The following is a 21,216-nucleotide window of genomic DNA, read 5'->3' as shown; positions in this document are numbered from 1 at the left end:
ACAGCGGTTTCACTCCAGGAGCGCATTGTAACTCGCGCTCGACAAGTCGGCTTGGCGACCAAAAGCGATGACGAATTTCTGGAGCATCTGAATGCCGCGTTAGAGCGGGTGCGCCAAAGCTTGGCTCGGGCCGATTAACGTAATTGATTAAAAAATGGGACAACCGCGGTCGGCAGGCATACAGTGTGCCATCGACGGCAACTCTAAGGGCGTCCGTCGGCTGTGAGCGATCAACATGCTTCCGCCCCAATAGGGAGAGGGAGCCATGACAGACTCCAGTTCACGAACTCACACTGCCGCGCAATGCGACACCCGCCAAAATTCCATCTATCGCAATTCGCTGCTGCTTCGAATGTGCTCGGCAGATTTGGCCTTGCTGCAACCTCATTTGGAAAGCGTCTCCCTTGGACTGAAGACGCATCTCGAAGTGGCGGGGTCTCCAATCAGAACCGTGTACTTCTTCGAGAGCGGTCTCGGGTCAGTGGTGGGCGAACTGCGGCCTGGTATTGAAGCTGAGATCGGAATCATAGGTTGTGAGGGTATGACCGGCTCAGCGCTTATCATGGGCGATGACCGGTCAACGCACGATTGTTACGTCCAATTAGAGGCCCGAGCCTTTGTTATCGATGCGGGCCTCTTCACCAAGGCGCTTTTGACAAGCCCAACCCTGCGAAGTTTTCTGCTCCGCTACGTTCACTACTTTCACCTCCAGGCAAGCTTCACCGCGCTCAGCAATGCCCGGATGAACATAGTCGACAGGCTCTCAAGATGGCTGGTGATGTGTGATGATCGCGTCGACGGGAACAGCTTTGCGATTACGCACGAGTTCTTATCAGTTATGCTCGGTGTCAGGCGGCCCGGCGTCACCATAGCGCTGCAAACCTTGGAGGGCCAAGGTCTGATACGCTCAATGCGAGGAGAGGTAGTCATTCTTGATCGCGCGCGTCTAATTGCGCTGGCAGATGGGTCATATGGCAGGGCTGAAGCCGAATACGCTCGGCTAGTCGGCAAACTGCATTGATCGCAGGCGCCGCGGCGTCCGTAGCGCCGCGACGGTGATCGCCAACGAATGTGCTCGAACAGGAGATGGTCGATCTCCTGCATTGGAGTCACGTAAGCCGCCTAGACAGAGCCTTCACCGCCGACGTTGCCGAGCATCGGGATCCACGACGAAGCTGTCATGCCGGCACCGCTGCATGCGCCGCGCGAGGAACAAACCGCCCCTCGCCTTCGTTCAGGATCCCGAAGCACGATACGGCTGTGCACCACCTTCCGGCCACTCAAAGGAGACCCGAGACGACTCGGTCCGTAAAGGAGGTTTTCGAAGAGCATCTGAGGCTTCGCGCGGCAGGCGATATCGAGGAGGATCTCTTGGGCGCACTGCCATCTAACCTCGATTAAACAGGCACTGATGCGCTGGCTGGAGCAATGGCGAGACTCATTGCACCAGCCAAGTTCAGGGCATATGCAGACAACCGCTTTTGGCCCGGAACAGATCGATTGGCGGCATAGCCTTATCTTCCCTCACAACGGGAAGGCTGTTTCGGGACTTTTCGAAATCAGCGGATCACAGGCTCGCCATGGAAGCGGCGGCGCGATGGAGGAGAAACGCCGAAGCCAACTTCCATCATCAGCCGTGGCCTGTGCGACGGCACGGTGCCCATATGGAACCCGAACGGATCCTCGACGAAACCGAAACCGGCCTTGCCGGTCAGCGTGACCGGACTCTGCTTGCCGTAGACGTCCAGAATCTCTTGCGCTGGATGGCCGACGACAAGCGTAAATTGGTGCTTGAGGGCGCGGCGATCATGGCTGCCGCGAACATAGATATGCGGGCCGGTCCCCTCGTCGACGGGCACCAGATAGAAAAAGAACTTCAGCATCCGCCAGTCGTCCAGGTCGAAGTGGTATTTGCCGAGCGAAGCCAGGTTCTTGTCCGCGTCCGACGCCTGGCCGGTCGGGAAGCTCCACCAGACGCGCGTCGTGATCAGCGTCGCCTGGCCGCCGAGATAGTGCGCCGCGATATCCATGAGCAGCGGATCGTTTTGGATGGCAACGGCCGACTTACAGCCCAGAATGCGCTCGAAATAATGGCCGCTGAGCAACGGACGGCCAAATCGCGCCTCAGCCTCCGCATGCTCCGCCGGCATGAACTCGAGTCGGCGATCGAAATTGCCGAAACAAGGTGTGCACCTGGCGAATGCGGCTACATCTTCAGCCACCATTGCAGGCAGGACAAGGCCGGGAAAAAGCCCATCCATCCGCAGCGCGTCGACAACGTCGTGGCAATTGACACCGGCAAACATCGTGTCCTGGGCTCTTTGCGGCCTTCGGACCGGCTTTGCACCGCGCCAGTGCATTCTCCGTGCCGGCATGGTGCGCGCCAACATGAACATGGGCAGCCACGCCGGGTTCTCGCGAATATCCGACAGGTAGGTCGGAATGCGTACGGCTATGCGACGCAGCATGCTGCCGTTTCGCGCGATTGTCTCAAGGCTTGCAGCGCCGGCTTTGTCGGAGTTCATAACGGTCATCGGGGTCCTCAGGTCATGAATGCACTTATCGACGAAGTTGGGTCCCGGTGTTTCGCCGAAACCCGATTCGCCGCGGAAGAACTAGGCGCTTGCCACGTTTTGTGCAACGCACCATTGCAGTGAGAAAATGGAGGTTGCGCGTTCGTATAAGACAATCGCAACCACTCCAATTACCTCAGGAACTGTCTGTAGCCGCCGCCCATCAGGTAGCGGCCGCGTTGGATGGCGCGACGTACCTGATCGCGAAGATGGCCGCCTGGATGACGCCAATCTTCTTCGACACGGCGTCTCCCGAACAAGGCAATGGCGACCTCCTGATGAGATGCTCCCGCCAGCGAGCCATCCAAAGCCTGCAGTACAATACGCAGACGCGCTCCGCGGTGTTCCGGCGGAAAGCAAGCAGCTGACACGCGGCGGCAATCATTGATGTCGTTCAGGAACTGAAGGGCAGCGACATGGAACTTGAGGTGCTGCGGCTGAAGGATCGCGTCGACATATAGCCGCAACGGGCGGAGTACGGACGCACCGGAAACGGCGATCTGCAGACTCCGGCAGTTCTCCCTCAGCAGCACGTGCTGCATGCCCGCAGCTGTCAGCAGGATGTCCTTGCAGCATGAGAGCGAAGAAAGGTGAAGCGGTTCAAAATCGTGGTCGAGCCCCAGCGGCTCCGCGGCCGCTCGTAGAATACAGGCGCAATCGCGCGGATCCCAAAAGACCCTCGCCGATGTAGCGTCCGACTGTGGCGCGTCCGCGAAAAAGGAGGCTCCATTGTCTTAGGAAAGCTGATTCTGTCGTCAACTCGATTATCTTCATGTCGGCCTGGGTTCCGACAAAGCAGGCGGACGGTGCCATTTTGGCGTGGTCGCGCTGGAATTGTGGATTGCGCCGAAGAAACTCCCAGGCCCAGCCAGTGCGTGGCAATCGTCTGGCGTAGTGGTAAGCGTCCTGGCGACGCCAGTCCGGCCAGCATACAAGGCCGACCGTCGCTTCCTTGGACAAACCAGCATCCTTCATGGCACAGGTGTCCACAATGGCGCTATGCTGACGGGCCTAGAACCGGTTGCCACAGTACCGGTCCGCTCAGACGTCCCCTGCTGCGGATGCGCAAAAGGCTCGCGTGGGAAATCTCGAGAAACCCAGCCACCGCCTCCGTTTTGCCGACGCACTTGGGTTCTCCGATGCGCGACAATGGCCACGTAGCAAGGCGGAGGATCCGCTCCATGCGCGTGTCCGTCACCGTTACGATCCGGGTCAGATCCTTGGCCAAGCCGAACTCGATCATGCCCGCGAAGAGCTCGTAGGTCGCCTGAGCCAGCCCGCCCGCTGCCTTGGGCGCCGACGGAGGAAGATCGAGCGCGAAACGACTGCTCTCCCATATGTCGGTGGTCGAGGGCACGACGTCAGCACCCAGCAGCACCGGGAAGGTGTCGCGCAACATTGTGGGTCCGGTGCTGGGCAAAAGACGCACGCAACCGCGAATTCGCCAGTCGGATCCTTTGAGGAGCAGATAGACAGGCTTGAGAGCATCAAACGGATCGGATTCCATCTGGTCTTCGGTATCAACTTCCCAATCGAGCCTTTCCTTGAACACCCGAAACCTGAGCCCGTGCATCTCTTTGAGCTCGCCTGCAAAATCACTGTAAAAGTCTGGTGCTATCAGTTGCATCATGGTCGCCTCCATGTGGGATGTGTTCCCGCCATCGAAGGGCAAAGCTGACAGCGATGCAGCCTGTAGAGGTTTACAGGTATCGTGGCTGAGAATCAGGATCTCGTCAGGCCGGAGGCAGCCATTCGTGCAACGGCTTGGTTGATCGTTCGAACGCCAAACTTTGCCTTGGCGTTTTCCAGATGAAAGGTCACGGTGCGCTTTGAGACGCCGAGAAGCTGGCTAGTATCCCAAGCCGACTTGCCGCGCGCCGCCCATTTCAGGCACTCGAACTCCCGCGGGGTGAGCGTTACACCATCCACCACGCGATGATCGGCGAGCCTTCGCCGGACATGGATATGAAAGTTGATGGCCACCAGCTGCAATGCTTTTTCGTAACGTGCCAGTGACCGCAACAGAGGCGGACGGGACTCGTCGGAAGCAAAGGTCAGGGCAGCAAACCGGCCGAGATGATCATGCATGGACATCGTCAGGCCGCCGCAGATGCCAAACTCAGCCGCACTCTCTAGAATTTGTTGCTGCGAATTCGGCAGACCGTGCCGAGCGCGATCCACACCCCAATCGAATGTATCCCAGCCTTGCAGCCCGCGCAGGATGACCGGATCGAGACTGTGGTACCGCTGTTGCAGATAACGTGACGTCCAGGATGAAGGATAGTTTGAAATCAATTGGGGGGCGTCGCCGGAGGCTGACGGGTAGGTGAAATAGGCGAATAGCGGGAAGTCGAAGCCGGCTGCAGCGGAGGCCATTGCCTCACCGAGATCGGCAGCATCAACACTTGCAGACAGTTGCTCGACGAAGTTCTCAAACACGCGATGCATGTGTCCTGTGCGTAACCTCCGTAACGCTCAATGCCAGGCAGAGACCTTGTTTTAGATGATCCCGGACGAATACGGCGCGTGCCGAGAACGTGGCTAATCTGTTGAACCAATCCGAAATAGTCTGACGTTGTCTATGAGCCGTGTGCCGCCGAGCCAGGCGGCGGCAAGCAACCGTGCCGGTCGATCGAGGCTCGTTATCGGGTGCAGATCTGCCTCATCGCGAAGTTCCAGGTATTCGACCTCGCGATAGCCTGCAGCCAGAATTGCTGCGCGAGATTCTGCAAGCGTTGGCAGGATGGGTGAGCCGCGCTCAAGCCGCTCAGCCGTCTTGAGCAGGACCGATGATAGCTTGGGAGCAACAGCGCGTTCCGCTGGCGAGAGCCGCACATTGCGCGATGATAGCGCAAGACCGTCGGCTTCACGGACTGTCGGACAGGCAACAATGGTGATTGGAATATCCAGATCCCGGGCCATGCGCCTGACCAGGTGAATTTGCTGAAAGTCCTTTTCGCCAAAGAAGCCGAAGTCAGCGCTGGTCTGCAGGAAGAGCTTGGCGACGACGGTCGCCACGCCGTCGAAATGCCCCGGCCGGAATGTACCGCACAGGCCTTCGCTGACACCGCAAACCGAAACGGTGGTGGCGAAGCCCGCCGGATACATCTCCTCTGCATCTGGCGCATAAAGCAGGTGCGCGCCAACCGATGCCAGTTTGGCGGCATCCTCGTCCTCGGTGCGGGGATACGCGGCAAGATCGGCCTGGCTGTTGAATTGCTTCGGGTTGACGAAGAGCGTCACTATCACACGGTCTGCCTTCTCGAGTGCAGCGCGCACCAGGCTGAGATGGCCCTCATGCAGGACGCCCATCGTTGGCACCAGGGCTATCCTCACACCTTCGCAGCGCCATGCGGCGACGCTTTCGCGAAGCTGGTCAACGCTCCTGACGATCGGCACGCTCACGCTGCTTCTCCGCTCTTGGTGGCGTCCGTGTCGGCGGGCTTGGGCGCATCGGCAAACACATGCTCTGCGGCGGGAAACTGGCGCTCCTTCACCTCGCGCGCATAGGAAGCGATCGCAGCCGCAGCCGCCTCCCGGAGTTCAGCATAGCGCTTGACGAACTTGGGCCGGAAGTCGCCGAAGAGGCCCAGCATGTCGTCGACGACGAGAATCTGGCCGTCACAGGCTGCCGAGGCACCGATGCCAATGGTCGGGGTCGCCACCTCCTTGGTGATCCGGCGGGCGAGCGCCTCAGGAACCTTCTCCAGGACGACCGCAAAGGCGCCCGCTTCGCCCACCGCAATTGCGTCGCGCCTGATGCGCTCGGCATCCCCGCCCCTGCCCTGTACGCGGTAGCCACCGATGGTGTTGATGGCCTGCGGCGTCAATCCGACATGGGCCATGACGGGCACGCCGCGTGCGGCGAGGAAGCCGATCGTCTCTGCCATCGCTTCGCCGCCTTCGAGCTTGACGGCCGTGCAGCCGGTCTCGGCCATGACGCGCGCGGCATTGCGGAAAGCCTGCTCTGGGCTTTCCTCGTAGGAACCGAACGGCAGGTCGACCACCATCAGCGCCTGCTTGATGCCACGGCGCACCGCCTGGCCGTGCGTGATCATCATCTCCAGCGTGACGCCGAGCGTCGAGGGCAGGCCGTGGAGAACCATGCCGACGCTGTCGCCGACGAGCACCACATCACAATGGGGATCGACAAGCCGGGCGACTGGGGTGGTGTAGGCGGTAAGGCAGACGAGCGGCGTCCCACCTTTGCGCGAACGAATATCCGGCGGTGTGATCGCCCTGGTGTCACCATAAGCGCTCATGGGACCCTCCTTCCCCTACGTTACCAGCTGCGGCTGTCGCCTTTGGCACATTTTTGTGCAGGTGCGAAGAGCAAAAAAATGGCCATGCAGCTGCGGGGTGTTGACGTGCCAATTGGCACGCTTACACTAAATCGATTAAGGTGCCCCCGAGTTGGCCAAATAATGGACGATCAGGCAATAGGACTCAGGAAAGACAGAGCCGCCGGCAAGGCCGACAACGTCAAAGTGGACTTGATCGCCTTTGTGGTCGCCGTAAACGGCAGTCAACCCTGTGTCCTCACCATCGGCCAGGCGGACACCTTGCCCTCCGGTCCCTTTGCGCTTGAGCACCGATCGCTGCAATCCGGCTTGAGGGGGTGGGTCGAGCAGCAAACCGGCCATCGGCTGGGGTACATTGAGCAACTCTACACGTTCGCGGATCGGGATCGCATCGGCGCCGAGCGCCAGCAGCGCGTCATCTCCATCAGCTATCTCGCATTGACGCGCAAGGAACAGGCAGCGGGCTCGCCCAAGTGCGGATGGCAGAGTTGGTATGAATATTTTCCATGGGAGGACCACCGCTCCGGCACGCCTGCGGTCGTGCTGGACGTTCTGCGGCCGCGCCTGATCGAATGGGCAAACGGGGTTGGCGATTCGGCCACGCGACGTGAACGCTGGCAGCGGGCGACGATAGCCTTTGGCTTCGACGACCGCCTTTGGAACGAGGAACTCACGCTTCAACGCTATGAGTTAGTCTACGAAGCAGGCCTGGTCCAAGAGGCCGTAAGAGGGCGGGACGCAGGACCCCCGCCGCTGGTGCCCAGCAAGTCCATGGTCGCCGATCATCGCCGCATCGTGGCGACCGGCATTGCGCGGCTGCGCTCCAAGATCAAATACCGCCCAGTCGTCTTTGAGCTGATGCCGCCGGTCTTCACGCTTTTGCAGCTGCAGCGAACCGTGGAGGCGCTCGCCGGCAGGCTCATCCACAAGCCGAACTTTCGCCGACTGATCGAACAGCAGGAGCTGGTCGAGGAGACCGGAGAGGCCACCACTGAGACCGGCGGCCGGCCAGCGAAGCTTTTCCGTTTCCGCCACGCCGTTCTGGACGATAGACTCATCGCCGGGACAAAATTGCCGCTGGCGCGGGGTTGACATCCCTTATACTCACAGCAAGTATATGCTGGTTATTTTCAGTTAGAGTATAAGCGGGAGGGGGTCGATGGGCGCCATGCTGCCTACGGCCGCGTTGCTCTACGAGCGCGTCCGACGAGTGATCCCGCCGATTGAATGGCCGGCTTTCGCCGAGGATATCGAGGCGATCCTTGCGCTGAAGCGCGAGCGCAACGCGATCATCCTGGCGCACAATTATCAGACGCCCGAGATCTTCCACTGCGTGGCCGACATCGTCGGCGACAGCTTGGCACTAGCCCGCACGGCTGCGACGGTCGAGGCGCAAGTCATCGTGCTGGCCGGCGTCCATTTCATGGCCGAAACGGCCAAGCTCCTCAATCCGGGCAAGACCGTGCTCATTCCGGATCTCAGCGCCGGTTGCTCGTTGGCGGACTCAATCACGGCAGAAGACGTGCGCTTGATGCGCCAGCGTTATCCCGGCGTTCCGATCATCACTTATGTAAATACGTCCGCCGAAGTGAAGGCCGAGTCGGATATCTGCTGTACATCCGGCAACGCCAAGGCGGTCGTCGAATCCCTTGGGGTTCTCCGGGTGATCATGTTGCCGGACGAATATCTGGCCCAGAATATCGCCGCCCAGACAGATGTGCAGATCATCGCCTGGAAAGGGCGTTGTGAGGTGCATGAGCGCTTTTCACCGGCCGACATCCGCGAGTTGCGCGAAAGCCATCCCGGCGTGGTCGTGCTCGCCCATCCCGAATGCCCGCCCGACGTCGTGGCTGAAGCCGATTTTTCCGGCTCGACGGCTGCCATGTCCGACTATGTCGAAAGGCAAAGGCCGCCACGTGTCGTGCTGATGACGGAATGCTCAATGAGCGACAACGTCGCGTTAGCCCACCCAGAGGTCGAGTTCATCCGGCCCTGCAATTTGTGCCCGCATATGAAGCGGATCACGCTTGCCAACATCCGCACGGCGCTCGAGCAGAACCACCATGTCGTAACCGTCGAACCCGGGATCGCCGGGCGCGCGCGGCTAGCGGTCGAACGGATGCTGGCAGTTTGAGCGCCGACCCCCGCAGCTTCTTCGGGCGGCCCATCATCATCGGCGGCGGCATCGCCGGACTGATGACCGCGCTTCAACTGTCGCCGGAGCCGGTGCTTCTTCTGTCAAGGTCGCTGCTGGGAGCTGACAACTCGAGCACCTGGGCCCAGGGGGGCCTGGCTGCAAGTTTCGGCGAAGACGACGATCCGGCAATGCACCTGGCCGATACGGTTGCCGCCGGGGATGGTCTCTGCGACAGAGACGTGGCGAGCCGCATCCTCCAAGCCGCGCCTAAGGCCATAGAGGGGCTTGCGGGCTTTGGGGTTCGCTTTGACCGCACGCCGGAAGGATCACTGTGCCTCGGATTGGAGGCCGCACACAGCCGACGTCGCATCGTTCATGCGCATGGGGACGGCACCGGGCGTGAGATCATGCGTGCGCTGATCGCGGCTGTGCGTTCCACTCCGTCGATAGTTGTCGTGGAGGGCGTGGAAGCGCGCCGGCTCGCCGTGCGAGAGAATGCGATCCGAGGCGTCTGGGCGAGCTGTTCGATCGCACCTTTCTTCTTCGGCTCACGGCGGGTCGTCCTCGCCACCGGTGGCATCGGGGGACTGTTTCTCGACACCACGAACCCTTGGGGCAGTTGCGGACAAGGCCTTGCGCTTGCGGCCCGCGCTGGAGCTGTCCTAGCCGACCTCGAATTCATTCAGTTCCACCCGACCGCGCTTGACGGCCCAGAACGCCCTATGGCGCTGGTCAGCGAGGCTGTGCGAGGCGAAGGTGCTGCCCTGATCGATGAAACCGGCCAGGCTTTTCTCCAGAGCGTGCCCGGGGCGGAACTTGCGCCTCGCGATGTCTTGGCCCGCGCCGTGTGGAACCATCTTGCGGACGGCCACCATGTTTTTCTCGATGCCCGACAACGGCCAGGCCCGGCATTCGCTCGACATTTCCCGACAATCGCATCAGCCTGCCTTGGAGCGGGCATCAATCCCGCGCGCGATCTCATCCCCATTCGTCCGGCCCAACACTACCACATGGGTGGCGTTGCCGTGGACAGCTCGGGCAGGACCTCCGTCAAGGGGCTGTGGGCCTGCGGCGAAGTCGCTTCGACAGGACTGCATGGCGCCAACAGGCTCGCCAGCAATTCCTTGACGGAGGCAATCGTGTGCGCCCGCTGGGTCGCTGAAAGCGTCGCCGGAACGCCTGCGCGCAGAACAAGGCCTGCGTTTGCGAACGTTTACCCACCGCCCGCTCCGATAGCCGTGCGCGTTTTTCTGTCGCGCGCACTCGGCATCGTCCGGGATGGTCAAGCGTTGAAAGCAGCCGCGCGTGCCTTATTGCCGCTCGCCGAAAGCAAGGATGCGGCCTCGGATCCGGCGGCTGTCGGGCTAATGATTGCTGTTGCCGCCTTGTTGCGCGAAGAAAGCCGCGGCGCTCATTACCGGACAGATTTTCCTCATCATGCGACTGCCGCCCGACGGTCCGAAATCACGCTCGAAGCCGCCTTGGCGGCTGCGCGGGAACTCGGACACTCGCCAAGCTCCGAAGGTGCAAAGGGATGATGCTCTCACCGCTCCCCACGGTCCTGCTTGAGCCGCTTGTACGGGCATCTCTTCTTGAAGACCTTGGCAGAGCCGGCGACTTGACCACGGACGCCATCGTCCCGAAGGAATGCCAAGCGGGAACCGTGTTGGTGGCGCGACAGTCCGGAGTTGTCGCCGGCATCGATCTGGCGATGCTCGCTTTCGGCTTGATTGATCCCGGTGTCGAAATCTCCGTGGAGCGGGCAGACGGCTGCAATGTCGTGGATGGAGAGGTCATTGCATCAGTGGTTGGCCCGGCCCGGGCCATTCTCACAGCCGAAAGGACGGCACTCAATTTTTTGTGCCATCTGAGCGGCATCGCCACAGCAACGGCATCGATCGTCGCTGCGGTTCGTGGATATGGCGCGAAGATCGTCTGCACCCGCAAGACGACGCCCGGATTGCGGGCAGTCGAAAAGTATGCCGTGCGCGCAGGTGGCGGGTCCAATCACCGCTTCGGCCTGGACGATGCAATTTTGATCAAGGACAACCACATCGCCATCGCAGGCGGCGTCCGGCCAGCGCTCGAGCGAGCACGAAGAGCGGCCGGTCATCTCGTCAAGATCGAAGTCGAGGTCGATACTCTGGCCCAGCTGGAGGAGGTACTTGGCTTCGCTCCCGATGCGGTTCTGCTCGACAACATGTCCCTCCCCGATCTTCGCCGCGCCGTCGCAATGGTCGGTGGCCGCGCTATCACCGAGGCTTCTGGCGGGATCACGTCGCATACAGCGCGAGCGGTTGCCGCGACCGGCGTTGATCTGATTTCGGTCGGCCGACTTATCCACAGCGCGCCGATCCTGGATATCGGCCTCGACCATCGGGGCTCATGATTGTCTGAGTAACGAACAGGATTGGGTCAACTGTCCTTTCCGATCATCATAGTCAGATAGCAAAGACCCGCAAGACAGACCGGAGGAACAGCATGGAGATGCAAACGACAAGTTCAACGCAGACATCGCCGCACGCTCAATCGCCTGACCCGCCTGACGCTGGAGCGTGGACCCTGGAAAAGGCTCAGGCACTTTACCATGCCCCCTTCAACAATCTCCTCTTCCTGGCGCAGACCGTGCACCGCCAGAATTTCGATCCAAACAAGGTCCAGCTCAGCCGGCTGCTCAGCATCAAGACCGGAGGATGCCCGGAGGATTGTGGCTATTGCAGCCAGTCGGCGCGTCACGAAACCGGGTTGGAGGCGTCCAAGCTGATGGATGTCAGGCGCGTCATCGCCGAAGCGACCAAGGCGCGTGATGCCGGCGCCACCCGTTATTGCATGGGCGCGGCCTGGCGAAACCCCAAGGCGCGCGACATGGATGCGGTGGTGGCGATGGTCGAAGGCGTCAAGGCGCTGGGCCTGGAGACCTGCATGACACTCGGCATGCTCGATCTTGAGCAAGCCGCTCGACTGAAGCAGGCGGGTCTCGACTACTACAACCACAACATCGATACGTCAGAACGCTACTATAGCGAGATCATCGGTACGCGGAGCTTTGCCGAGCGGCTCGAGACGCTCGAGCACGTTCGCAAATCCGGCATCAAGGTCTGCTGTGGAGGCATTGTCGGCATGGGCGAGGAGCCGGTGGACCGGATCGACATGCTGGTGACGCTGGCCAATCTCCCGGAACATCCGCAAAGCGTTCCGATCAACATGCTGATCCCGATCGCCGGTACGCCGCTTGCAGACGCCAAGCCCATTGAGCCGATCGAATTCGTGCGCGTGATCGCGCTGGCGCGCATCATGATGCCGAAATCGCATGTCCGTCTGTCCGCCGGCCGCACCGCGATGACCGACGAGATGCAGGCGCTGTGCTTTTTTGCCGGCGCCAACTCGATCTTCTTCGGCGACACGCTGCTGACGGCGGACAATCCCGGTGAGGACAAGGATACCCTGCTGTTCCGGCGCCTTGGCATCGATCCGATGGAACTCGAGGCGCAATGAACGGGGCGCTGCTTGCCCGTTTTGATGCGACCTTGCAGGGACTAGCGCGCAAGGACCGGCTGCGGACGCTTTCGCCCCGCGCCGGGCTGGACTTCTCGTCGAACGACTATCTCGGGCTGGCCGCGTCCAGAAGACTTGGCGATGCGGTTGTGGCGGCGATTGCGCGGGGCACGCCGGTTGGCGCCACCGGGTCGCGGCTGTTGCGCGGCAATGCACCGGAACACGAGCAGCTCGAGGCAGATGCGGCGGCATTCTTTGGAGCCGACCGCGCGCTGTTCTTCGGCAGCGGCTACATCGCCAACTTCGCTCTGCTGAGTGCCCTGCCGCAGAAGGGCGATCTTTTGGTCCTCGATGAGCTCGCCCATGCCAGCATGCATGAGGGTGCGCAGGCCGGGCGCGCACAGTTCGTGCTGGCCGCGCACAACGACGCCACCGCTGTCGAGGATGCGATTACACGGTGGCGCGTCGCAGGCGGCATGGGATGCGTCTGGATCGCGGTGGAAAGCCTTTACAGCATGGATGGCGACTGCGCGCCTTTGGAGAGCCTGGTCGCGCTTGCCGATCGGCACGGCGCATTCATCGTCATTGATGAGGCGCATGCCACCGGCGTCTGGGGATCGGACGGCCGGGGGCTTGCCGCCGCTTTCGAGGGCCGCGACAACATCATAGCGCTCCACACCTGCGGCAAGGCGCTCGGCGCATCTGGTGGGCTCGTGACCGGGCCGAGGGCACTGTGCGAATATCTGATCAACCGTTGCCGGGCATTCATCTACGCGACCGCGCCATCGCCACTGATGGCGGTCGTGGCGCGCGAGGCACTCGCAATGCTCGCCGACGAGCCTATGCGGCGTGTTCAGCTGCATGAACGCGTCGCCAGCGCCGGCCGGTTGGTCAATCGCTGTGGTGTGATACCAAGTGGCTCTCAGATCCAGCCCTTAGTAATCGGCGATGTCAGGCGCACCATGACGGTGGCGGCGCGCCTGCAGGCCCGCGGCTTCGACATACGCGGCGTTCGTCCTCCGACCGTGCCCGAGGGCACGTCGCGGCTGCGCATCTCACTGACGCTCAATATTGGCGAAGCCGACATTTCCGCCATGGTCGAGGCGCTGGTCGAGGTGTTGGCCGAAACATCACCGGAGGCGATATGACCCAACGCATCGTCATCACCGGAACGGATACCGGAGTTGGCAAGACCGTGTTTGCGGCTGGGCTCGCCGGTTTGCTGGACGGCTTTTACTGGAAACCGGTGCAATCGGGCCTCGACGGCGAGACCGACAGCGAGGTTGTCGCGCGGCTTGCCGGCTTGCCCTCAGAGCGCGTGCTGCCGGAAGCCTACCGCTTGCGGAGCCCGCTGTCGCCGCATCGTTCGGCCGAGATCGACGGCGTGGCGATCAAGGCTGCCGATCTTGCTTTTCCCGTCCTACCGACGCCGCTCGTCATCGAAGGCTCCGGCGGCCTAATGGTGCCGCTCAACCGGCGCACAAGGTTAATCGACATCTTCGCTGAATGGCGGCTGCCCGTTATTCTGTGCGCCCGCACCACACTCGGCACCATCAACCACACCTTGCTATCGGTCGAGGCGCTCCGCGCCCGCTCCATCCCGTTGGCGGGCATCGCTTTCATCGGCGATGAGATGGCCGATACGCAACGGACCATCGTGGAATTCAGCGGTGCCCCGCAGCTCGGCAGGCTGCCGCACCTCGATGTGCTGACGGGGAAAACACTGAGGGACGCAATGGTTGCCGGCTTCGCCTTCGCCTCGATTACTGGAGGTGACTGATGTCGCAGTCTCATGTGTGGCATCCCTTCACCCAGCACGCACTCGAGAATGCGATCCCAGAAATCGTCCTGACTGAGGGCGCCTATCTCCACAGGGCCGACGGCGCCCGCATCCTGGACGCCATCTCCTCCTGGTGGGTCGTCACACATGGCCACCGCCATCCCCGCATCATGAAGGCAATCGAGACAACCGCGTCGAGCCTCGACCAGATTATCTTTGCGGGCTTCACGCACGAGCCGGCAGAGCGCTTGGCCAAGGCGCTTGTCGGCCTAGCTCCCGCTGGACTCGACTGGGTGTTCTATTCCGACAGTGGCTCGACCTCAGTCGAAGTCGCGCTGAAGATGGCGCTCGGTTATTTCCGCAACATCGGCGCGCCGCGCTCGCGCATCGTCGTCATGGAGCACAGCTATCATGGTGACACGATTGGAACGATGAGCGTCGGTGCGCGTGGCGTGTTCAACGCCGCCTATGAACCCTTGCTGTTCGAGGTCGACATCATCCCCTTTCCGGCCGCGGGGCACGAGCAGGAGACGCTGGATCGTTTCGAGGCTGTGACCCGCGATCGACGAGCCGCAGCCTTGATCGTCGAGCCGCTGGTGCTGGGCGCCGGCGGCATGCTGATGTATCCAGCATCGGTTCTGGCCGAATTGAAGAAGATCACTGAGGCCTCCGGCTCGCTGCTGATCGCCGACGAGGTGATGACCGGCTGGGGACGCACCGGAACCATGTTCGCCTGCGAGCAGGCATCGATTTCTCCAGATATCCTGTGCACCTCCAAAGGCTTGACCGGCGGCACCATCCCGCTGGCCGTAACGCTTGTCACCGATGCCATCTTCCGGGCGCACTATTCCGAGGACCGGAAGAAGACGTTTTTCCATTCGAGCTCCTACACCGCCAATCCGATTGCCTGTGCGGCAGCACTCGCCAATGTCGAGATCTGGCGCGACGAGCCAGTGGCCGGGCGGATCACGGCCTTGAGCGTGATGCAGGCCGTCGGGCTGCAACGCTTTCGGGACAATCCATATTTTGCCGACTGTCGAGCCACGGGAACGATCGCGGCGCTCGACCTGCGAACCGGTTCAGCAGGTTATCTCGCCGAGATTGGTCCGAAGCTGCGCGCTTTCTTCCTCGAGCGCGGCCTACTTGTGCGCCCGCTCGGCAATGTCCTCTACCTTCTGCCACCCTATTGCATCGCAGGCGACGAGCTCGAACGACTATATGACGCCATCGAGGAGGCCGGGGAACGCTTCGGGTCAAGGCCATGAGCAAGTCGTCGCGCATTCTCGGACTTGGCCATCACGTGCCTGGGCGCAAGGTGGCCAATGCCGAGATCGAGAGCAATCTCGGCCTCGAGCCGGGCTGGATCGAAAGGCGTACCGGAATCCGTTCGCGCTTCTGGGCAACGGACGAAGACACGCTGTCGGGTCTTGCCACCCGGGCTGGCGACATGGCGCTGGTGAACGCCGGTATTGCGCGCCACGACATCGGTCTGCTGTTGCTTGCCACCTCGACGCCCGACCATCTTCTGCCGCCAAGCGCGCCGCTGGTCGCACACAAGCTTGGCCTTGGCCGCGCAGGCGCGGTCGATCTGACCGGCGCCTGCGCCGGCTTCATCTATGCGCTCATGTTTGCGGACGGGTTCACCCGCCTGCATGGCAAACCAGCGCTGGTCATCGCCGCCAACATCCTCAGCCGCCGCATCAATCCAGCCGAGCGCGCGAGCTCAGTCTTGTTCGCCGATGCCGCCGGCGCCCTGGTGATCGGTCAGTGCGATGATGCTGATCGGGGCATTCTCGGTGCCTCGGTGGCTTCGGACGGCTCGCGCTACGGGCTGATCCAGATTCCCGCAGGAGGAAGCAACACGCCGTTCCATGGCGACCTCGACCTCGGGCAGACCCGGATGACGATGACCGACGGGCCCCAAGTGTTCGCAAAGGCCGTCGAGATGATGACCGATTGCTCGACAGCCGCGCTAGCCACTGCGGGAGTGCGGCCACACAATGTCGGCCGGTTTGTGCCGCATCAGGCCAATACTCGGATTTTCGGCGCGGTCGGAAGAAACCTCGGCATTGCGGACCAAGCAATTGTCAAGACGATTGCCGAATACGGCAACTCTTCGGCCGCGACGGTCCCGCTGTCGCTCTCGCTCGCCAACCAGATGAAGCCATTCCAGCCAGGAGAGAAAATCCTTCTGGCGGCGGCGGGTGCGGGTCTCAGCGGCGGCGCTCTCGTGGTTGGAATCTAGCCGGCCGGCTCACGCGCGCAGGATTGGTCATGAATGGCAATAGGAGCAACAGAACCAATGCCAAAAAATGGCCTTCTGAAGCTCGACATGACCAAGCTGACGCAGCACGACCCGTGCGAGCCTCTGGATGAGTTCAAATGCAACACCCGTTGCACCAATCGTACCATCTGAATAAAGCTCAATTACAGAGGGTGAGCCGCCCCATATATGTCGGATACCCGACATTGTTCACATAAAAGGCTCGATGCTTACACGCTCTTTGCTGGCTGCTCTTTGCTGTCTTCTCTTTTCTCTTTGCTCTTTGCTCTTCCGTCTTGACTAGCAGGAGCCTGCGGCTTATCTCATTGCCGCGTTAGCACTCGCTTCGGCTGAGTGCTAGGCATGCTCCGGCAACGGAGCACCGTTCAACATCCGCACCAAGGAAATCCAAAAATGGCAAAGTCGAATTTCCGGCCGCTGCATGACCGCGTGGTCGTACGCCGGGTCGAATCCGAATCCAAGACCGCCGGCGGGATCATCATCCCGGATACGGCGAAGGAAAAGCCGCAGGAAGGCGAGATCATCGCCGTCGGCTCCGGCGCTCGCGACGAAGCCGGCAAGCTGGTCCCGCTGGACGTCAAGGCCGGCGACCGCATCCTGTTCGGCAAGTGGTCGGGCACCGAAGTCAAGCTCAATGGCGAAGACCTTCTGATCATGAAGGAATCCGACATTATGGGCATCATCGGCTGATTATCGGCCTCACCGTCAACTGAATTTCGGGCTTGATCGCAAGCCCCTGCCAGGAGCTAAAAAATGGCTGCCAAAGACGTAAAATTCTCCCGCGACGCGCGCGAGCGCATGCTTCACGGCATCAACATCCTCGCCGACGCGGTGAAGGTGACCCTCGGCCCCAAGGGCCGCAACGTCGTCATCGACAAGTCGTTCGGCGCACCGCGCATCACCAAGGACGGCGTCACCGTCGCCAAGGAAATCGAACTTTCCGACAAGTTCGAAAACATGGGCGCGCAGATGATCCGCGAAGTTGCTTCGAAGACCAACGACATCGCCGGTGATGGCACCACGACCGCGACCGTCCTGGCGCAGTCGATCGTCCAGGAAGGTAACAAGGCCGTTGCCGCCGGCATGAACCCGATGGACCTGAAGCGCGGCATCGACCTGGCCGTGACCGAAGTGGTCGCGGCTCTCGGCAACGCTGCCAAGAAGATCAAGACCTCCGAGGAAGTTGCCCAGGTCGGCACGATCGCCGGCAATGGCGACGAGTCGGTCGGCAAGATGATCGCCGAAGCGATGCAGAAGGTCGGCAATGAAGGCGTCATCACGGTTGAAGAAGCCAAGACCGCCGAGACAGAGCTGGAAGTCGTCGAAGGCATGCAGTTCGACCGCGGCTATCTCTCGCCCTACTTCGTCACCAACGCCGACAAGATGGTTGCCGAGCTCGAGGACGTCTACATCCTCCTGCACGAGAAGAAGCTGTCCAACCTCCAGGCCATGCTGCCGGTTCTCGAAGCCGTCGTGCAGACCTCCAAGCCGCTGCTCATCATCTCGGAAGACGTCGAAGGCGAGGCTCTGGCCACGCTGGTCGTCAACAAGCTGCGCGGTGGCCTGAAGATCGCCGCCGTCAAGGCGCCGGGCTTCGGTGATCGCCGCAAGGCCATGCTGGAAGACATCGCCATCCTCACCGGTGGCCAGGTCATTTCGGAAGACCTCGGCATCAAGCTCGAGAATGTCGGCCTCAACATGCTCGGCCGCGCCAAGAAGGTGTCGATCTCCAAGGAGAACACCACCATTGTCGACGGCGCCGGCAAGAAGGACGAGATCCAGGGCCGCGTTGCCCAGATCAAGCAGCAGATCGAAGAGACCACGTCGGACTACGACAAGGAGAAGCTGCAGGAACGTCTGGCGAAGCTCGCGGGCGGCGTCGCGGTGATCCGCGTCGGCGGCGCGACGGAAGTCGAAGTCAAGGAAAAGAAGGACCGCGTCGATGACGCCCTCAACGCGACCCGCGCGGCCGTGGAAGAAGGCATCGTTGCAGGCGGCGGCGTCGCACTGCTGCGCGCTTCGGCCAACATCAAGGTCACCGGCGTCAATGCCGACCAGGCTGCCGGCATCAACATCGTTCGTCGTGCACTGCAGGCTCCGGCCCGTCAGATCGCTTCGAACGCAGGTGCGGAAGCTTCGATCGTTGCCGGCAAGATCCTCGACAACAAGGGCGCGACCTACGGCTACAACGCCCAGACCGGCGAGTATGGCGACATGATCGCCATGGGTATCGTCGATCCGGTCAAGGTCGTTCGCACTGCCCTCCAGGACGCGGCCTCGGTCGCCGGCCTGCTCGTCACCACCGAAGCCATGATCGCGGAGGCTCCCAAGAAGGAGTCGGCTGGCGGCGGCATGCCTGGCGGCATGGGCGGCGGCGGTATGGGCGGCATGGGCGGGATGGGCGGTATGGATTTTTAATCCAGCCCCTATCAACTTACAGCGGACAGGGCGGCAGCAATGCCGCCCTTTCCTTGTGTGCCGAACATGATCGAAACCTTGGAGTGCGTCCCGAGGATCTCGTTCGAGCCTCACCGCATGGTCGAGAATTAGGATCTTGTCTGATCGAGCAATTCGCGGGCTCAACCTGGTCAAACCGGCGCCCCCTACGAACTGCCCGATCCTTGAGCATTCCGCTGCGCCACAATCACGATGATTCATTCAGTTGGTAGCTATTGGCGGTGAATCATGAGGGGCATTGAGGAGCGTGGCAAGGCGCCCATCTCGGCATTTAACTCCATCGAGCGTGATATCAGGGACAATTCTCTCATCGGAACCGGCGGCTGGCGTTGAAGGACCCGGTGAATCACCCTGATCTATAGTGGAGCAGACGCGCTCTGAGCCTCAAGAGCGTTTCCTCCTCTGAGTATCCTTGATCTGCCGCTGGACATTCTCGTTGATATTGCTGAGCGGCTCAGCCCGATGGATCTGCTGAGGATTTCGCACACAAATCAAGAGCTGCGTGTCGCCGCGATGATAGTCGCAACGCCTCAAGAAAGGCGGATTCAGGTTCAGGCCATCTGTGGCAGCCCTTGCAACCGGGCTCCAGCAGCGTCTCGTCGTCATGGCCGAGGGGCCTCGTGACCCCGACGACTGCGCTACGGCCTTGTGGGGCCTCGGAGCGGGCGTTGCAGCGCTTGCACCCGAGCTCCAGCGGCGTCTCATCCTCCTCGCCGAAGGGCTTGAGCCCAGGTCTCAGACCATTGCCCTGGAGGGCCTCGGAGCAGGCGTGGGTGGCGGACATAGCAGCCTGTCCCATACCTATGAATACGTTTGGCTGAAGCAGACCGATGGCTGCGCGTCGAAGCCGAAGCCGTCGAGTTCGCGGACAAACGGGAACTGCGCGATCTTGCTCGACATGAGCGTGTCGAGCTGGTCGCGGATCGCCGTCAACTTCAGCCGATCCAGGATTGCGATCAGCAGGTCATGATCTAGGGTCGCCATCACCAGCTCCCTCCGGCCGCCGCTTCGTACTCGGCGAGTGGCCGCAGCAAGGTGGCCGGGGGTGATCTTGATCCGCTCGGCGCGCACCGGCCCTTCGAAGCCGGCAACGCCGACAAAAGGCTCTGTCGCAAACCTGGAAATGGGGTTGTGAACGGCCATTTCGGCCTGTCCGTCAGGCAGCGAGGAGATCGAAACAGCGATCGACAGCCTTGTAGGCATACCTCGCCTGTCGCTTGCCCATCATGTGGATCATCTCGATGCCGGAGAGGATAACCACGTCGTTCGCATGCGACTTGAAGCCGATAGCCTGGTCGAAATGGCGGCCCTTGAACATCACGTGCTCCTCCACAGCTGAGGCGTTTTTCTTGCCATGCTCGCTTACAAAAAGGTTTGCGACAGAGCCGTTCGAACCGCATGCCGACACCATCGTCAAGGGCGGCCGCGATGTCCATTATGGCCACAAGCTCACCCTGACGACGGGCAGGCAGTCTGTTCTTTCAATTTAGACCAACTATGCGGATGCCGCCTCAGTCAATTCAAGAATGTAACCAATGCCGCGCATGGTCGTGATACGTGGCGTTGCACCTGACCTTCTCAGGTGTCCACGTAAGCGATAAATTCCGACTTCAAGCGCGTTGGCAGATACCTCGTCGTTGAACGAATAGAGGTGATCTTCCAACTGCGCACGAGGCACGATGCGGCCTGCACGGATAAGCAGATGCTCTAAAATACATAGTTCGCGGCGTGCGATCTTCAGAGGATGACCCGAGACGGAAACCTGTCGGCCGATCGGATCGAAATTGAGATTGCCAAATACAACGATGGGGTCGGTCACCTGTGTCGACCGGCGCAGAATGGCTCTCATTCTGGCGATGAGCTCATCGAAAGAGACGGGCTTGAGCAGAAAGTCGTCCGCGCCACCGTTGAAAATTGCAATCCGCTTCTCGAGATCGTTGATGCTACTCATAATGAGGGTTGGAACTGAATGCCCGTTGCTCCTTAGCTGTCTCAGCCAGCCCAAGCCATCGCCATCTGGCAGAGCCAACTCCAGCAGGAGAATTTCATAGGTTGCGCAACAAAATGCCCTCGATGCCTGTTCCAGGTTGCCAACTACATCAACGGCAAAACCGCTATCCCCGAGCGCAACTCGCACAGCGCGCGTAAGATCCACATGATGATCAATGAGCAGCGTTCGCATTTCACGT

The 21,216-nt window shown here is 61.2% G+C and carries 22 protein-coding genes; 12 read left to right on the top strand and 10 right to left on the bottom strand.

Translation table 11 applies throughout. The annotated features are described in order from the left end of the window. Positions 1-265: 265 nt before the first annotated feature. Positions 266-1,021 (top strand): Crp/Fnr family transcriptional regulator, encoded by a 756-nt coding sequence (locus AC3EMP_RS09940; RefSeq protein WP_023706251.1) that lies wholly within the window; start codon positions 266-268, stop codon positions 1,019-1,021. 538 nt (positions 1,022-1,559) lie between these two features. Here the strand turns inward: AC3EMP_RS09940 and AC3EMP_RS09935 are convergent. The 7 genes from AC3EMP_RS09935 to panB all read right to left on the bottom strand — a co-directional run bounded on the left by AC3EMP_RS09935 (position 1,560) and on the right by panB (position 6,835). Further along, positions 1,560-2,534: a hypothetical protein gene (locus tag AC3EMP_RS09935; protein WP_023708080.1), complete on the bottom strand. Its 975-nt coding sequence runs from the start codon at positions 2,532-2,534 to the stop codon at positions 1,560-1,562. A gap of 170 nt (positions 2,535-2,704) precedes the next feature. After that, the gene (locus tag AC3EMP_RS09930; RefSeq protein WP_023673629.1) at positions 2,705-3,115 is read right to left on the bottom strand and encodes a DUF2285 domain-containing protein; all 411 of its coding nucleotides are present in this window, start codon (positions 3,113-3,115) and stop codon (positions 2,705-2,707) included. A gap of 58 nt (positions 3,116-3,173) precedes the next feature. Next, positions 3,174-3,548, bottom strand: coding sequence for a transcriptional regulator domain-containing protein (locus tag AC3EMP_RS09925; protein ID WP_352498917.1), 375 nt, complete (start codon positions 3,546-3,548; stop codon positions 3,174-3,176). Between the two features lie 22 nt (positions 3,549-3,570). Beyond that, on the bottom strand, positions 3,571-4,203 hold the full coding sequence (locus AC3EMP_RS09920; RefSeq protein WP_023707030.1) for an acyl-homoserine-lactone synthase: 633 nt from the start codon (positions 4,201-4,203) through the stop codon (positions 3,571-3,573). A 92-nt stretch (positions 4,204-4,295) separates the two neighbouring features. Then, positions 4,296-5,021, bottom strand: a complete 726-nt coding sequence (locus AC3EMP_RS09915) for a LuxR family transcriptional regulator (protein ID WP_023708081.1) — start codon at positions 5,019-5,021, stop codon at positions 4,296-4,298. 93 nt (positions 5,022-5,114) lie between these two features. Continuing rightward, a complete protein-coding gene (gene panC / locus AC3EMP_RS09910; RefSeq protein ID WP_023685567.1) occupies positions 5,115-5,978 on the bottom strand; it encodes a pantoate--beta-alanine ligase in 864 nt (287 codons plus the stop codon). Next, a complete protein-coding gene (panB, locus tag AC3EMP_RS09905; protein ID WP_023707031.1) occupies positions 5,975-6,835 on the bottom strand; it encodes a 3-methyl-2-oxobutanoate hydroxymethyltransferase in 861 nt (286 codons plus the stop codon). Before panB ends, panC begins: the two co-directional genes overlap by 4 nt. 162 nt (positions 6,836-6,997) lie before the next feature. On the opposite strand from panB, the gene AC3EMP_RS09900 reads away from it, so the two are divergent. From AC3EMP_RS09900 to groL, 11 genes are all read left to right on the top strand, one after another. Beyond that, positions 6,998-7,966 (top strand): NUDIX hydrolase, encoded by a 969-nt coding sequence (locus tag AC3EMP_RS09900; protein ID WP_023673634.1) that lies wholly within the window; start codon positions 6,998-7,000, stop codon positions 7,964-7,966. Between the two features lie 67 nt (positions 7,967-8,033). Continuing rightward, on the top strand, positions 8,034-9,008 hold the full coding sequence (nadA, locus tag AC3EMP_RS09895) for a quinolinate synthase NadA (RefSeq protein ID WP_023697792.1): 975 nt from the start codon (positions 8,034-8,036) through the stop codon (positions 9,006-9,008). Continuing rightward, positions 9,005-10,549, top strand: coding sequence for an L-aspartate oxidase (locus AC3EMP_RS09890; protein ID WP_023697791.1), 1,545 nt, complete (start codon positions 9,005-9,007; stop codon positions 10,547-10,549). Before nadA ends, AC3EMP_RS09890 begins: the two co-directional genes overlap by 4 nt. Beyond that, the gene (nadC, locus tag AC3EMP_RS09885) at positions 10,546-11,400 is read left to right on the top strand and encodes a carboxylating nicotinate-nucleotide diphosphorylase (protein WP_023713016.1); all 855 of its coding nucleotides are present in this window, start codon (positions 10,546-10,548) and stop codon (positions 11,398-11,400) included. Before AC3EMP_RS09890 ends, nadC begins: the two co-directional genes overlap by 4 nt. 92 nt (positions 11,401-11,492) lie before the next feature. Next, positions 11,493-12,506, top strand: coding sequence for a biotin synthase BioB (gene bioB / locus AC3EMP_RS09880; RefSeq protein WP_023727898.1), 1,014 nt, complete (start codon positions 11,493-11,495; stop codon positions 12,504-12,506). Continuing rightward, the gene (locus AC3EMP_RS09875) at positions 12,503-13,654 is read left to right on the top strand and encodes an 8-amino-7-oxononanoate synthase (protein ID WP_023727897.1); all 1,152 of its coding nucleotides are present in this window, start codon (positions 12,503-12,505) and stop codon (positions 13,652-13,654) included. Before bioB ends, AC3EMP_RS09875 begins: the two co-directional genes overlap by 4 nt. Then, the gene (gene bioD / locus AC3EMP_RS09870; RefSeq protein ID WP_023673640.1) at positions 13,651-14,286 is read left to right on the top strand and encodes a dethiobiotin synthase; all 636 of its coding nucleotides are present in this window, start codon (positions 13,651-13,653) and stop codon (positions 14,284-14,286) included. Before AC3EMP_RS09875 ends, bioD begins: the two co-directional genes overlap by 4 nt. Next, positions 14,286-15,551 (top strand): adenosylmethionine--8-amino-7-oxononanoate transaminase, encoded by a 1,266-nt coding sequence (locus AC3EMP_RS09865; protein ID WP_023727896.1) that lies wholly within the window; start codon positions 14,286-14,288, stop codon positions 15,549-15,551. The genes bioD and AC3EMP_RS09865 overlap by 1 nt, the downstream gene beginning before the upstream one ends. Continuing rightward, positions 15,548-16,531 carry a beta-ketoacyl-ACP synthase III gene (locus AC3EMP_RS09860; RefSeq protein WP_023727895.1) on the top strand — a complete coding sequence of 328 codons (984 nt, stop codon included), beginning with the start codon at positions 15,548-15,550 and terminating at the stop codon, positions 16,529-16,531. The genes AC3EMP_RS09865 and AC3EMP_RS09860 overlap by 4 nt, the downstream gene beginning before the upstream one ends. A 432-nt stretch (positions 16,532-16,963) precedes the next feature. Continuing rightward, positions 16,964-17,260: a co-chaperone GroES gene (groES, locus tag AC3EMP_RS09855; RefSeq protein ID WP_019863563.1), complete on the top strand. Its 297-nt coding sequence runs from the start codon at positions 16,964-16,966 to the stop codon at positions 17,258-17,260. 63 nt (positions 17,261-17,323) lie between these two features. Further along, positions 17,324-18,988 (top strand): chaperonin GroEL, encoded by a 1,665-nt coding sequence (gene groL / locus AC3EMP_RS09850; protein ID WP_286460910.1) that lies wholly within the window; start codon positions 17,324-17,326, stop codon positions 18,986-18,988. A gap of 840 nt (positions 18,989-19,828) precedes the next feature. On the opposite strand, the gene AC3EMP_RS09845 is transcribed toward groL, so the two are convergent. From AC3EMP_RS09845 to AC3EMP_RS09835, 3 genes are all read right to left on the bottom strand, one after another. Further along, on the bottom strand, positions 19,829-20,170 hold the full coding sequence (locus AC3EMP_RS09845) for a hypothetical protein (RefSeq protein ID WP_023724802.1): 342 nt from the start codon (positions 20,168-20,170) through the stop codon (positions 19,829-19,831). 13 nt (positions 20,171-20,183) lie between these two features. Beyond that, entirely contained in the window at positions 20,184-20,345 is a 162-nt protein-coding gene (locus tag AC3EMP_RS09840) for a hypothetical protein (RefSeq protein WP_373432818.1), read from the bottom strand. Between the two features lie 177 nt (positions 20,346-20,522). After that, positions 20,523-21,209, bottom strand: coding sequence for a response regulator (locus AC3EMP_RS09835; RefSeq protein ID WP_023673698.1), 687 nt, complete (start codon positions 21,207-21,209; stop codon positions 20,523-20,525). Positions 21,210-21,216: the final 7 nt, after the last annotated feature.

It is taken from the genome of Mesorhizobium sp. P160219, assembly GCF_057786095.1.
The sequence above is the reverse complement of the archived record's forward strand: the minus strand, read 5'-3'. Positions and strand labels throughout refer to the sequence as shown.

Excerpts from the sequence above, each read along its gene's own strand:
- AC3EMP_RS09940 (WP_023706251.1), top strand. The coding sequence starts at position 266 with ATGACAGACTCCAGTTCACGAACTCACACTGCCGCGCAATGCGACACC.
- AC3EMP_RS09935 (WP_023708080.1), bottom strand. The coding sequence starts at position 2,534 with ATGACCGTTATGAACTCCGACAAAGCCGGCGCTGCAAGCCTTGAGACA.
- AC3EMP_RS09930 (WP_023673629.1), bottom strand. The coding sequence starts at position 3,115 with ATGCAGCACGTGCTGCTGAGGGAGAACTGCCGGAGTCTGCAGATCGCC.
- AC3EMP_RS09925 (WP_352498917.1), bottom strand. The coding sequence starts at position 3,548 with ATGAAGGATGCTGGTTTGTCCAAGGAAGCGACGGTCGGCCTTGTATGC.
- AC3EMP_RS09920 (WP_023707030.1), bottom strand. The coding sequence starts at position 4,203 with ATGATGCAACTGATAGCACCAGACTTTTACAGTGATTTTGCAGGCGAG.
- AC3EMP_RS09915 (WP_023708081.1), bottom strand. The coding sequence starts at position 5,021 with ATGCATCGCGTGTTTGAGAACTTCGTCGAGCAACTGTCTGCAAGTGTT.
- panB (WP_023707031.1), bottom strand. The coding sequence starts at position 6,835 with ATGAGCGCTTATGGTGACACCAGGGCGATCACACCGCCGGATATTCGT.
- AC3EMP_RS09900 (WP_023673634.1), top strand. The coding sequence starts at position 6,998 with ATGGACGATCAGGCAATAGGACTCAGGAAAGACAGAGCCGCCGGCAAG.
- nadA (WP_023697792.1), top strand. The coding sequence starts at position 8,034 with ATGGGCGCCATGCTGCCTACGGCCGCGTTGCTCTACGAGCGCGTCCGA.
- nadC (WP_023713016.1), top strand. The coding sequence starts at position 10,546 with ATGATGCTCTCACCGCTCCCCACGGTCCTGCTTGAGCCGCTTGTACGG.
- bioB (WP_023727898.1), top strand. The coding sequence starts at position 11,493 with ATGGAGATGCAAACGACAAGTTCAACGCAGACATCGCCGCACGCTCAA.
- AC3EMP_RS09875 (WP_023727897.1), top strand. The coding sequence starts at position 12,503 with ATGAACGGGGCGCTGCTTGCCCGTTTTGATGCGACCTTGCAGGGACTA.
- bioD (WP_023673640.1), top strand. The coding sequence starts at position 13,651 with ATGACCCAACGCATCGTCATCACCGGAACGGATACCGGAGTTGGCAAG.
- AC3EMP_RS09865 (WP_023727896.1), top strand. The coding sequence starts at position 14,286 with ATGTCGCAGTCTCATGTGTGGCATCCCTTCACCCAGCACGCACTCGAG.
- AC3EMP_RS09860 (WP_023727895.1), top strand. The coding sequence starts at position 15,548 with ATGAGCAAGTCGTCGCGCATTCTCGGACTTGGCCATCACGTGCCTGGG.
- groES (WP_019863563.1), top strand. The coding sequence starts at position 16,964 with ATGGCAAAGTCGAATTTCCGGCCGCTGCATGACCGCGTGGTCGTACGC.
- groL (WP_286460910.1), top strand. The coding sequence starts at position 17,324 with ATGGCTGCCAAAGACGTAAAATTCTCCCGCGACGCGCGCGAGCGCATG.
- AC3EMP_RS09845 (WP_023724802.1), bottom strand. The coding sequence starts at position 20,170 with ATGGCCGTTCACAACCCCATTTCCAGGTTTGCGACAGAGCCTTTTGTC.
- AC3EMP_RS09840 (WP_373432818.1), bottom strand. The coding sequence starts at position 20,345 with ATGTTCAAGGGCCGCCATTTCGACCAGGCTATCGGCTTCAAGTCGCAT.
- AC3EMP_RS09835 (WP_023673698.1), bottom strand. The coding sequence starts at position 21,209 with ATGCGAACGCTGCTCATTGATCATCATGTGGATCTTACGCGCGCTGTG.